A 12,690-nucleotide genomic window follows, 5' to 3' on the forward strand; every position below is an offset into this window, starting at 1 on the left:
AAATTTCATTGAGGAAAAATGGCATTAATTTCAATCCTTTGTTGTGGATGACTTTTGATAATGTCTCCTTCTTTTTTTTTTAATCTGAACTCAATTCAAGGTTCAGTAGTTATATATTTACAACCATTCAACATCGCTAGATTATTTTTTTAGATTGAAACGATTTGGGAAATGGCAATGTTGAAATCCTAGAATTCACTTGAAATTTCACATCGATGTGATTTCTTGATGTGAAATTAGTATTTCTTTTATTAGCCGGATATATGTAATTTATTTTATTACAGTTGAAATATTACTTTGCTATTTTAAAAAATAAGATATAATAAATTATATATAATAAAATGGAGAATATTTATATATATGAACCAAAAAAACAAACATTCTCCAGTTATAGTTAGGTTTTCAAAGCATAAAAACCTTTTGGATTTTGGCTTTAAAAAACAAACAAAAAAATTTTTCAAAAAATTTGAAAAAGACAGTAAAATCGATATTAACTCAAATAATTTGATTAAATTTATTGAACAATCATATAGTTATGCTAGAATAGTGTTAAATCTATATTCAAGCAAATATTCGAAGAAATTGTACTCGCAACCGGCATTATTCACAATTATTGCATTGAAAACTTATTTAAATTTAACTTATAGGGAAATAGTTGAATTTATTAGTTTTTCAGATAGATTGCAGAAGTATTTGAAGATTAGAAGTGCTCCCAATCATTCAACTCTTCAGAAATTCTTCAAAAGGATGCCAACCGACATGTTTGAAAGAATAACAACTCAAATTATTTCACATTTAGAAATACGACCTAAATTAGTTGCTCTTGATGGAAGTGGATTCACCAGCGACTACGCAGACAAATATTACTCAAAAATACGTAGTCATGACGTGAAAAACTTCACCAAATGCCATATTGCAATTGATGTGGATTCAAGAATAATACTATATTCACAAGCAGTAAAAGGACCTAGACATGATGTAAAATTTGCAATTGCATCAATAAGAGGTTTAAAAAAATATAATCCTCAATTTATAATAGCAGACAAAGCATATGATACTAATGCTATTAGAACATGCATCAATGAAGAAATAAAAGCATCAGACCAAATACCACTCAAATCTAACTTCAGACACGGATGGTACAGAAGATTAAGCATCAAAACATTTAAAAAAGAAATATATTCAAGAAGAAACAATGTAGAAAGTATATTCAGCGTAATAAAAAGAAAATATTCTGGTATTAATAAAAGTAAAAGCACACGTTTACAAAATAAAGAAACAAGACTCAAAACATTAGTTTATAATATTGATCTTTCAACAAAAATTTAAAAAAGGATTTCAACAAGACCACATTTGCATAAGTTATATATCATACGAAACATATAGATACATATCTTTTGTTTAAACAATGTTTGATTTGAAATTGGTTGGGAAAACATGACACTCAGACTGCAATTGTTTGCAATCTTTCCCAATATTTTTGAATTTTTAAACAAACTTGATAAGAGATAATTTGAAAGACATGTTAAAAATATGTGGTATTATGAAATTTAAAAAGATAATGTTCGTAACGCTCCTGTTACTTGCAGTTTTAACACTTGGTGCAGTTAGTGCGTCACAGGATATGGATGCATCTGCTCTTGAAAACAGCAATGATGAGGTGATTGTTGGTGAATCTCAGACAGATGCCCTGGTGGATGACGGGTCAAGTGAATTAAGTCAAGACAATGTGCACATTATAGGTGCTGAAAGGGAGTACGACACTGACACCTCAAATCAGGAGGACAATTTTGGTGTTGAAGTTCCAGATAATGCAAACGGCACTGTAATTGTATCATCTAAAGAACAAGAATCTCTCAACGAGGACTTGAATGATATCAATGAAGAAAACACTCTGGAAAACGAGAATACTAAAGTATTCGGTGAGACATTAGCATTTAGCGGATATGACAACTTTAACCAAAGTGAAAAATCTGCTGTCGGACTTGAAGTCTATGGCAGTGACAATATCTTGGGAAAAAGCATAGACAATGATATAAATCTGGGGGTCGGAGAAAAAGCCTTTGCAATTTTGGATTTGTTGAATTTTATTGAAAAAAATTTACCTGTTATCAAAACAAATATTATCAATCCATTGCTAAAAAATGAGTTGGCTTTGTATCTCAATGGCATAAAGGCAGCTACAATAAAATTGATTAATGGTGAATTTAAATTAGCTGATTTTAATCAAAGTTTCCTTAATATATTGGAAGGCTTAACATCAGGCAAATTCGTTGTAACAATTAAATTAAATGATGGAATGGTGATTTATAATGCTTCATTCTCCACTTTAACCAAAGATGCGCCTATTGATGCCAGCATGCCTTCAACTGCTCTAACCAGTCAGGATGTATATATTACACTTTCCACAAACAAACCAAAAGACAAAGAGTATACAATCCGTGCGGGATTAATTGCATTGATTGATCCTCATTTTGAATCTGGAAGGCCTGTAAGTGACTTTGCCATTGACTTATGGGGCAGTGACATGAAAGATTTTTGGGAAAAAGGCGGAGGTAAAGTTAACTTAGGTCGCTTTTCTGAAGGTTTACATAAAATAATCGTTCTATATGCTATTGATTTCGAAGATAGACACGATGAATATGACTATTTGTCAAAAATATTTACCCTAAATGTCACAAAGGATAAACCAAAAATCATTGCATCTGCTGTCACTGCAGCATACAAATCTGATAAAAAGCTTGTAATTACATTAAAAGACAGTCAGGGCGTTGTATCAGGTAAAAAAGTAACTGTTAAAGTTGGAAGCATTTCAAAAACTTTGAAAACCAATAGTAAAGGTAAAATTTCAATTGACATTTCAACTTTAGCTCCTAAATCCTATAAGGCAACAATTAATTCTGCCGCAGATGGCGTCTATAAGGCTGCAAGCAAAAGCAATGTCAATGTGGTTGTTAAAAAAGCAAAAACCAAAATAACTGCAAAAACAGTAAAAGCTAAAGTCAATGCAAAAGTCAAGAATGTTGTTGCAGTAGTGAAATTCAATAGCAAAAAGTTATTGAAAGGAAAATTAGTTACTTTGAAAATCAAAGGAAAAACCTACAAAGTCAAAACCAACAAAAAAGGTAAAGCCGTCTTTAAAGTTAAAAATTTGAATAAAAAAGGCACATTTGTTGGAACCATTAAGTTTGCAGGTGATAAATATTTCAAAGGAACTTCCAAAAAGGTAAATGTGGTTGTTAATTAAAGGAAGGGATTTAATATTCCTTCAATTTTCTTTTTTTTATCTGATTAATGCAAACTCTTAAACATTAACACTAGGATTTTTTAGTTTTGCTTTGCTTTGAATTGTTTGATATATATCCTAGAGTTTTTCAAAACTATATTTTGAAATAGCTGTTGTTAATGTTGATGCAGCATTGATTAAAATGGGTTAATGTGAAATATTTTTGATTTAATTAATCATTTGTAAAATTTGAATAATGTTAATCATTGAATTCAGTATAGTTTCTGAATCTGAAGTTGACTATAATTAAAATTCAATAAAAAATAAAGATGCCACCACCAAAATTCAAATTATTGGTGATGTCCTAAAATAAATAAAAAAAATTCTTTAAAGAATTTGAATTAAATCCTTTAAAGATTATCCTGTTAAACTTTCAAATCCTCTTGAAGCAAGTAATCTAGTGAATGAGCCTTCTGGTTTCATAATGATGTTTCCGTTAGAATACTCTTTTAGTGCAGTTTGTACCATGGTATTTTTCTTATCAGGATCTTTGGAAGCATTAGCAAGTGCTTTAACTAATACCATTACGGAATCTCCTCTTGACATGTTTCCTTGAACATTTTCATTACCTGGATAACCTTGGTACGCGTCGTTTTGACGAATAATTTCAGTAGCAGAAAGGTTTGTTACTTCACCATCTACTTTAAGTGGACGAACAGAATTTATGATATCATCTACTGCAACATCATAAACAACCACGACAGCATCTGATTTCATTCCGGTATTAGCTTCAACTATCTCTTTAGCATACTCCATACCTTGACCTACTCCATCCCACAGACAATCGTGTAGGAACATGTTACCTCCCAGACCTCCTGGGGCGGGCTGTGTAGGATGTGTCATTCCTCCAGGGTATACTGGAGTATAGTTTTTCAAAGATCCGTTTTCTAAACGAATCATAAATGCCATGTCCACTCCACCGTTGGATTGTTCTTCTTTATCAGAAGCTAATACAAGTATGTTCTTGGTTTCACTTGATAAATCTGGACCGCTGAATAACGCTCCAAAGATTACTGCTATTAATCCAATAAGAACGATAACAAGAATAGCTATGATTAATTTTTTTGTTCTATTCATTTAATTCACTCGCTTTGATTTTGATGCAAATTAAACTTTAAGTAATATTTAAAGAAATACGATACTTAATGTATTTTATTATATATTTAGTTTTTAACTTATTTAAAAGTTATCACTTTCTGTAATGAGTTAACAATATTTCTTTAAAGTGAGTGTCATCTTGTTTTTCGTTTGTATGTGGGGATGATTTGTATTTGGCTTCTAAATAATTATATTCTCCCTCTTGATTTAATTTGCCGGTTCTTTCTTTTTTGTATAGGTCAATTGATTTATCTAATTCATAATAGAATTCATCATAATCTATTTGGGCTGGGGGAGTGTTTCTAATCATGTCTTCAATTTCTTTTGTAATTTCATTGCCGGTCCATACAATTTCATAAATTGAATCTCTGGATGCAAAATATGCATGGGACTGGTTGTCATGGACATATTGGTTGTATTGGCAGTAATATCTAACTGGATGTTTGCCTATTGTCAAATTCTTTTCATATTCTTTCTCACAGGCCCAAAGTCCAATGTGTTTTTCAAGATTGTCATCAACGCATTCAATGGAAAACTCATTATTTAATTCATATCGGTTATTGTCTATTTCTCCACCTTTGTATTTGGAAGGTATTTCAAAATTGACATTGTTTAGAGTAATGTTTGAGTCATTTTGAGCCCAAACAGCTCCAATAAATAGAATAGTTATCATGAAGATAAATATTTTTTTACTCATATTGCTTTTAATTATATCCATCATATATTAAAAAACTTATTAAACACAACTTGTAAATATAATTATTGTGATGTAATATGGCAAAGGATGATAGGAGCGCTATAAACCCATTTACTGGAAAATCCCATTTTGATATAATTAATGACGATAAGTTTTTGCAGGATTCATATAATGAGTATTATGCTATGGTCAATCAGTCACAGCTTCTTGACAACACATCTCAAGGTCAATTGGTTAGAAACGTTGCCATAAGATTGATTCAGGCGGTTGAAAACTATTTGGCTCAAATAGGCAGAAGTGATTATACTGAGGATTATTATGACTGGGACTTTCATTTGATTGCAGACAATGCGGTGAATGCATTCTGCATGCCTGGCGGTAAAATTGTCATGTTTTCAGGTATTTTATCCGTTGCAGATAGTGAAGAGAAAGTAGCATTTATTTTAGGTCATGAAATGGCTCATGCACTGCTTGACCATGCCCGAACTAGAATCAGTGCTCAAAATGCTCAAAATACTATTACTTCGGCTGCATGGTTTGGTAGTTTCGCTCTTGATCTTGTAGGTTTGGGTGGAGTCGGTGACCTTACAAGGGCTGCAACCAATGTTGCAAGTATAGGGTCTCAATTTTTCCTGATGAATCCATGGGGAAGAGACCAGGAATTGGAAGCTGACAAGCTTGGAATGATGATAATCCATTGGGCAGGCTATGATATTTCTCGAATTCCTGATTTTTGGCAGAGCATGGCTGGAGGAAATCCAAATGATCATGATTTTTTCTCAACACATCCTTCAGACAGCAAAAGAATTGCAGTCATGAATGAATTGATTGTGGAAATTGAAAATCAAAAGGATTTTTATTCATCTCCTGTTTTAAGTGAGGTGCCAACTCCAAAAGATGAATTCAAACAGTCTAATTTTGCAAGCGGAAATAAGAAATATTGTCAAAATTGCGGCACTGTTGCCGATTCAAGTGACAGATTCTGCACAAATTGTGGTGCTAAATTTGAAGTTGAATTAAAATGTCCTAATTGTGGTGCTTCAGTCGGTAGTGATGATTCATTCTGCACTAATTGTGGAATTAAGCTTCATTAAATGCTTATTTTTTTATTTTAGGTCTTATTTTATATTTTTCATGATAATTTTTTGTATTTTCCGAAACATTTATATACTACATTTGGTTAATATATTGTGTGTAAGTTATTAACAACTTATTAACAATATTTGGGATGTGAATATCATGAAGGATTTACCTCAAAATCAGGACTTGGATTTGATTTTTGTAATAGATAAAAGTGGATCAATGTGGGGGTCTGAAAAAGACACCATGGGTGGCTTCAATGCTTTCATTGAAAAAGAAAAGAACAAGGAATTTAATACTAAAGTAACTACAATCCTTTTCAATGATGGATATGAAGTATTATATGAAAGAAAAGCAATTGAAGATGTTGGTGAATTAACATCCAAAGAATACTATGTTGGAGGTTCAACAGCTCTTTTGGATGCGATTGGAAGGACAATTACATCACTTAACAGCAAAATTGAAAATAAGGTATTGTTTGTTGTCATGACTGACGGTATGGAAAATTCATCCATTGAATATTCCAAAAAGCAAATTAAAAACATGATTTCAAGTCATAGTTGGGAATTTATTTTCATTGGTGCTGATATTGACTCTTATGGCGAAGCGGGTTCAATCGGATTTAAAAAATCCAGAATTGCAAACTATGAGAAATCTAATGCTGGAATTAATGATGCATATTATTCAGTTGCTTGCGCTGCAGATTCTATGAGAAAAAATATTGATTTGGATGATGCCAATTGGGATGCTGAATTAAGAAAGTATGATTAGTCATTTTTCATATTCGGTTAAATCTTTAATTTTTAATTTTTTAAATGCTCGTTTCCGCCTCATACAACTTTCGCAAACGCCACAATGTTTGTCTCTACCTGCATAACATGAATAGCTTAATTCCATTGGAGCACCAACTTCAACACCTAACTTAACAATTTCCTCTTTATTCAAATCAATGGCTGGTGCTTCAATTTTTATATTTTCAGGCGAACCAATGCTTATTAACTCATTGGATGCATCCATAAATTCTTTTGAGTTATCTGGAAATGTTGCAGCTTCTTCTGCATCCCAGCCCACAATGATTATTTCAGCGCCAATGCTTTCAGCAAATGATGTTGCAATTGATGTAAACACCATATTTCTTGCAGGAACCCAGACGCTTTTTGCAGTCTCTTGGCTTTTTTCCAGATTGTCCAATTCATTTTCTTTAATTTCAGGAATGTCCTCATCAGTATTCAAACTGGATGTGCTGATTTGAGCAAGCCATGGAAGATCAATCACATAATGCTTAAAGCCCATCTTTTCGCAAATTTCTTTTGATGCTTGCAGTTCTCTTTTAAAACTTTTTTGACCGTAATTGAATGTAATTGCGTGGATTTCATAGTCATTTGAATAAACGCTTGTTGCAACAGTACAGTCAAGTCCTCCGGATAAAACTGAAATCGCTTTTTTCATCTTATCATCTCTTTTACCTTTATTAATGGAAGGCCGGTCTTTTGTGCGATTTTTTTCAAATCTTCATATTCTGCTCTTGATGAAATAATCTCGCCGTTAACATAGCCGTTTTTAAATGTGACTTCAAATGTTTCGCCATTTATCTCAAACTCTTTTTTAACAAATTCTCTTTTTGCTATTCCTCTGTGTAAATTTGGAGCGATTCTAATTCCTAAACTTCCGGTTTCTTTAAAAATTACATTTACAAGTTGATTTCTATTTTTTCTTTTTGAAATTACTTTTAAAAGACTTCCTTGGCGGTTTTTCTTCATGATTATTGGTGTGATTGACACGTCGCTTGCTCCGTTATCCAGGAGCTTGTCAAATAAATATCCAATTTCTTCACCGGTTAAATGGTCCAGATTCGTTTCAATAACATCTATGGTATCCTTTTCGGATATGTCTGATGTTTCTATAATCCTTAAAATGTTCGGATGGTCAAAATCCTTTTTGCCTGCACCGTAAGCTATTTTTTTAGGTTTGATGTGTGGAATGAATTCGCTTATTTCATCGCAAATTTCAGCATAAATCGCACTGCCTGTAGGTGTTGCAAGTTCGCTGTCCACTGGTCCTCCAACAATATTTGCATCTTTTAGGATTTCTAAAACAGCAGGTGCCGGAACAGGTATTGTTCCATGGGCAGTTTTTACTCTACCTCCGCCAACAGCTATTGGAAGGCCGATTATTTTTTGCTGATTTAAATTAAGTGAATAATAAGCATATATTGACCCAATTACGTCTGCTACTGCATCACTTGCACCGACTTCATGAAAATGTATTGTCTGCAATGTTTTTCCATGAACTTTTGATTCGGCTTTAGCTATTCTTTCAAAAACATTTATTGAAGTTTCTTTAACTTTTTCATCTATGTCCAAGCTTTCAATTTTTTCAATGAATTCAGGATAATTGACTGGAGGTTGATGTTCAATCATTTCCACATGGCAGAATGTCGAATCAATTCCATGTTTTGAGATTTTATTAAATGATACTTTCACTTTACCGAATGCTTCAGCTGATTTTTCCATTATTTCCTTTAGCTCATCTTTATTTGCACCTAAGTCAACCAAAGCACCTATAATCATATTTCCAGCAATTCCGCTGGATTGGGGGTCAATAATAATTGTCATAGTATGATGTCCTTTTTTGTGATTGATATAAAATTTAAATTAAATAATTAATATATTATATGTATAATTGATTAGGTTATAACATGAAAATTGGTGTCATTGAAAAAGATTATGGGATTTGCATTAATAACCCAAAGCATTTTTTGGCATTCAGCGACTTCACGGTTAGTGACGGTATTGACATTGTTGAAAATGTCAATGTTGTTAAGGCTAAGGATGATTTTAAATCAACTGCAAAAAAAGCGGAAGTTTTCAATCAGTCTCAAGGTTCTTATATTGCACAGGCAAGTGAATCTTTGGATTATTTTGAAAATACTTATGGGGACTTGACTATTTTTACATTTATGGCAAATGATGTTGTTGTCGAGGAGTTTACCAAACAATTAAAAGTGGCCAATTCTCCTAAAGGATTTCTGGATGCAAGAATTAACTTAAGCCATATTGTTTACATTGATAAGGTTTTATCCCCAAAAGACTTGCTTAAAATCTTTAAGGCGGTTACCAATATTAAGGCAAAGGCTTTGGCCAGCATGGCATTGCCTATTCACATTCAAAACATTTTGAATACCAATGAGTTTCTTGCAGTTCTTTCAAATATTCCCGAAAGCGATGGCGAAAGCCTTGATATCAATAATGCCCAATATGATGAAATTGATTTTGAAGAGATAAAAGTTCAAATTGAAGAAGCGATTGAAATAAGTCTTGAAGATGCATTTAAAAGACTTGATTTGACTTTTGGAATATTGGATTATCTTGTGGCCGAAGGTATTCTTATAGGGGATTTGATTGAAGCTGGTTTGGAGCTTGTTGATGATGAAGTTAATGATGATTTAAAACAAAAAATGGAAGCGCAGATTCTCAAGTCATTGGCAGACATTGATGTTATAACTCTGATAGTTGCTGCAATGAGGACAGAACAGGACCTGGCCGGAGACCATATTAGAGAAATCAATATGGGTGATGATTCAAATCACTATGCTGATGATGTGCTGGGTTTAGCTGTTTCTAACCAGATTGCAGGAACAAAAGCAACTTTCAACTTTAGGAGATACTGTGAAGCAAAACCTGGCATTATCTATGGCTTGCCTCCTTTTTTGGAGGATGTATTTGCAGGTTTGATAGCCGGTTGTGTTTCAAAAATTTTTGAGGAATGATTATGGAAGATGATAGCTATTTTGAAGATGAGGAATTTTCACCGATAAGGTCTTTGCTGGGCCTTTTGACATTTTCAACAATTTTGCCGATTCGCGTATATACTTCAATAGAGTATATGACCAAATTGACCTGGTGCTGGCCATTTCTACATATATTCATAGGCCTTTTGGCAGCAGCTTGCGGTTATGTCTCTTTGAATTTCCTGCATTTGAATACATTTTTCACGGCCGTAATTGTCTATGCATTTTTGATGATTATTACAGGTTATAATCATTTGGATGGCGTAATGGACATGGCCGATGGAGTAATGGTTCATGGTGAACCTGAACGCAAAATCAGGGTGATGAAAGACCCGTCCGTAGGTGCAGGTGGTGTTGCAACACTGTTTTTGGTGGCCAGTTTAACAATAGCGGGCTTATACAATATTCTGGATTATAATTTCATATCCGGAATAATTATTTGTGAAATGGTTGCAAAGACTTCCCTTATTACAACTGCACTTTTATCAAAACCGTTAACTCCTGGAATTGGAAGCTATTTCATGCTTGAAACAACTCCGTCAAATTACTTGATATCCACAATATTCGTTTGCATAATATCATTTTTATTGGGTGGTGTTGTTGGAGTCTGCGGAGCTTTAGGGGCTATGTTTTCAGGCATCATCATTGCTCTTATTGCCAGAAGGAATTTCGTGCTTGCCAACGGTGATGTTTTGGGAATGAGTAACGAAGTAGGTCGTTTAATGGCATTGTTGTTTATGGCTGTAGCTTTATATTTCTTCTAATTTTTCATTTTTAAAGCAATTTAGTGTGTTAAAATTAAAATTGCTTTCTTAAAAAGCATTAGTTTATTAAGTAGGTTCTATATAGTTAGTTTTGATGTGTGTCACTCACCAGTTTACATATTCATCACCTCCATTTTTTAAATACAACTTCGTTCATAAGCAAACATCATCCAATCCTGTTTCAATTAGTGGTGAGTGGCCCGTCATCATTCATACAAATTTTTAAATATTCAAAATTTAAAATATTAGATTAATTAATTTATTTTTTTGATATTATGAATGTAAATGTTTTAAGATTAGATCACAGATTAAAAAGAGATACTCGTATAACAACTCATGTATGTTTGACTGCCCGTGCATTCGGAGCCAGCAAAATATATCTTGCAGGAGAAAGGGACAATAAGCTCATGGAAAATGTGAGGGATACCTCTTCACGTTTTGGAGGCAACTTTGAAATAGAATATGCTGAAGGTTATATGGGAGTTATCAATAAGTGGAAAGCTGATGGTGGAAAAGTAGTTCACCTGACAATGTATGGATCACAAGCTCATGAAGTTGCTCCTGAAGTTCGTGCAGATGGTTCTGATATTTTAATCATTGTTGGCGGTTCCAAAGTTCCTGGAAAAGTATATAAGGCAGCAGATTGGAATGTTTCCGTTACAACTCAGCCTCATTCTGAAGTATCATCTCTTGCTGTATTTCAACATCTTCTGATGGATGGCAAGGAGTTTGATTTGGAATTTGAAAATCCTGTACTTGAAGTTATTCCGACTGCTCATGGAAAAAATGTCAATATCCATAATGAAAACCGTTAGGAAATGAAGTCATCCAATCTTTTGATTGCTTTTAGTTTTGTGTCTTTTTTTATGCGTGCCTGGTCAATTGCATCCCTGATGGTTTGAATTGAATTGTCGTAGACTTCCCTGTCAACAGGATAGGGAAAACCGTCTTTTCCTCCATGGGTAAAACTGTATTTGACAGGGTCCTTCCAGCTGGCAGGTTCTCCGTATACCAAGTCGGATATCAATGCCAATGCTCTTATTTTTTTAGGTCCAATTCCCTGAAGAAGAATTAGCTCTTCATAGTTTTCGGGCTGAATTTCCCATGCCTTTGTCAGCACTTCAAATTCCTTGTCTGAAATGTCCATGTCAAGCACAGGATGGTGTGCAGGCATTGTAAAATCTTCCAAAAGCATTTGATTGTCTTTTCTTTTGAAATATTGTCTTAGGTGGTTTGGATTGTCGTTGATTAAATCAACGCTAATTTTTTGAGCTTCCTCACTATCCTTTGAAGACATGTTCAATGTGTTTGGAGTTTTTTTGTCGCATGAAATTCCGCTGTGAGGATCATTTAATAATTCATCAACCTCTTCGCCTAGCCAATGGTATCTGCGGGCGTATTTGGTTTCTGTGTTCATTCCCTGCTGGATGACAGCCCAATTACCCTTTTCGGTAATGAAGAAGTTGTGCTGGTATAATGTGTATCCATCTTGAATGCATGAGTTGTCAATTTTGGCGGATAATCTGCTTGTTTCAACTAAGGTTTCGGTTGTTTTGGTTTTTAGGTTAAATACCTCTCCAGCATGTTCAATTCCTTCGGGAGTCTTTCTGGATTTCGCGCCTTTTCCTCCTGTCAGATAAATTCCATGTTCTTCAGGAGATAGTGATGCCTTTAAAGCTCCTAATGTGGTTGTGGTTGTTCCTGAAGAGTGCCAATCAAAACCTAAAACACAGGAGAATGCCTGAAACCAATATGGATTTGAAATTCTGTTTAGAAATTCATTCAAGCTATATTCTTCAATGATGACCGAAGCTAGTGCTCCTGACAAGTCAACCATTCTGGAAAATAGCCATGCAGGTGGATGACCTCCATGTAATGGTAAGTTTACTGCTCCTCTTCTTTTCATGAATTATGTTATAGTTTTATTTATATATTATTCTTTTACAGAGAGCGTATGAAAAGTATTAGTGTAATA

At 33.7% G+C, this 12,690-nt stretch carries 12 protein-coding genes; 7 read left to right on the forward strand and 5 right to left on the reverse strand.

Annotated elements, in window-relative coordinates:
- The first annotated feature begins 360 nt into the window (after window positions 1-360).
- The gene (locus tag QZ143_RS01555; RefSeq protein WP_292880530.1) at window positions 361-1,329 is read left to right on the forward strand and encodes a transposase; all 969 of its coding nucleotides are present in this window, start codon (window positions 361-363) and stop codon (window positions 1,327-1,329) included.
- Between the two features lie 214 nt (window positions 1,330-1,543).
- Window positions 1,544-3,247, forward strand: coding sequence for a hypothetical protein (locus tag QZ143_RS01560; protein WP_292880534.1), 1,704 nt, complete (start codon window positions 1,544-1,546; stop codon window positions 3,245-3,247).
- Between the two features lie 396 nt (window positions 3,248-3,643).
- On the opposite strand, the gene QZ143_RS01565 is transcribed toward QZ143_RS01560, so the two are convergent.
- A complete protein-coding gene (locus QZ143_RS01565; RefSeq protein WP_292606394.1) occupies window positions 3,644-4,363 on the reverse strand; it encodes a DUF4012 domain-containing protein in 720 nt (239 codons plus the stop codon).
- 112 nt (window positions 4,364-4,475) lie between these two features.
- Window positions 4,476-5,081: a hypothetical protein gene (locus tag QZ143_RS01570; RefSeq protein ID WP_292880537.1), complete on the reverse strand. Its 606-nt coding sequence runs from the start codon at window positions 5,079-5,081 to the stop codon at window positions 4,476-4,478.
- A 77-nt stretch (window positions 5,082-5,158) separates the two neighbouring features.
- Between QZ143_RS01570 and QZ143_RS01575 the strand changes: the two genes are divergently transcribed.
- Together QZ143_RS01575 and QZ143_RS01580 are read left to right on the forward strand one after the other, a co-directional pair.
- Window positions 5,159-6,175, forward strand: coding sequence for a M48 family metallopeptidase (locus QZ143_RS01575; protein WP_292880540.1), 1,017 nt, complete (start codon window positions 5,159-5,161; stop codon window positions 6,173-6,175).
- 145 nt (window positions 6,176-6,320) lie between these two features.
- Window positions 6,321-6,932: a vWA domain-containing protein gene (locus tag QZ143_RS01580; RefSeq protein WP_292606400.1), complete on the forward strand. Its 612-nt coding sequence runs from the start codon at window positions 6,321-6,323 to the stop codon at window positions 6,930-6,932.
- On the opposite strand, the gene queC is transcribed toward QZ143_RS01580, so the two are convergent.
- Both queC and larC read right to left on the reverse strand, forming a co-directional pair.
- Window positions 6,933-7,610 (reverse strand): 7-cyano-7-deazaguanine synthase QueC, encoded by a 678-nt coding sequence (gene queC, locus QZ143_RS01585; RefSeq protein WP_292606402.1) that lies wholly within the window; start codon window positions 7,608-7,610, stop codon window positions 6,933-6,935.
- Entirely contained in the window at window positions 7,607-8,776 is a 1,170-nt protein-coding gene (gene larC / locus QZ143_RS01590; RefSeq protein WP_292880552.1) for a nickel pincer cofactor biosynthesis protein LarC, read from the reverse strand. The genes queC and larC overlap by 4 nt, the downstream gene beginning before the upstream one ends.
- Before the next feature lie 83 nt (window positions 8,777-8,859).
- Between larC and QZ143_RS01595 the strand changes: the two genes are divergently transcribed.
- From QZ143_RS01595 to QZ143_RS01605, 3 genes are all read left to right on the forward strand, one after another.
- Window positions 8,860-9,930 carry a phosphatidylglycerophosphatase A gene (locus QZ143_RS01595; protein ID WP_292880557.1) on the forward strand — a complete coding sequence of 357 codons (1,071 nt, stop codon included), beginning with the start codon at window positions 8,860-8,862 and terminating at the stop codon, window positions 9,928-9,930.
- A gap of 2 nt (window positions 9,931-9,932) precedes the next feature.
- Complete coding sequence (gene cobS / locus QZ143_RS01600; protein ID WP_292606408.1) at window positions 9,933-10,715, forward strand: adenosylcobinamide-GDP ribazoletransferase; 783 nt, start codon at window positions 9,933-9,935, stop codon at window positions 10,713-10,715.
- A gap of 272 nt (window positions 10,716-10,987) precedes the next feature.
- Window positions 10,988-11,530: a tRNA (cytidine(56)-2'-O)-methyltransferase gene (locus QZ143_RS01605; protein WP_292880606.1), complete on the forward strand. Its 543-nt coding sequence runs from the start codon at window positions 10,988-10,990 to the stop codon at window positions 11,528-11,530.
- Here QZ143_RS01605 and QZ143_RS01610 read toward each other — a convergent pair.
- Window positions 11,527-12,621 carry a DUF763 domain-containing protein gene (locus QZ143_RS01610; RefSeq protein ID WP_292880560.1) on the reverse strand — a complete coding sequence of 365 codons (1,095 nt, stop codon included), beginning with the start codon at window positions 12,619-12,621 and terminating at the stop codon, window positions 11,527-11,529. The genes QZ143_RS01605 and QZ143_RS01610 overlap by 4 nt on opposite strands.
- Window positions 12,622-12,690 lie beyond the last annotated feature (69 nt).

This window comes from Methanobrevibacter sp. UBA188 (assembly GCF_905234905.1).
Taxonomy (GTDB): Archaea; Methanobacteriota; Methanobacteria; order Methanobacteriales; family Methanobacteriaceae; genus Methanocatella.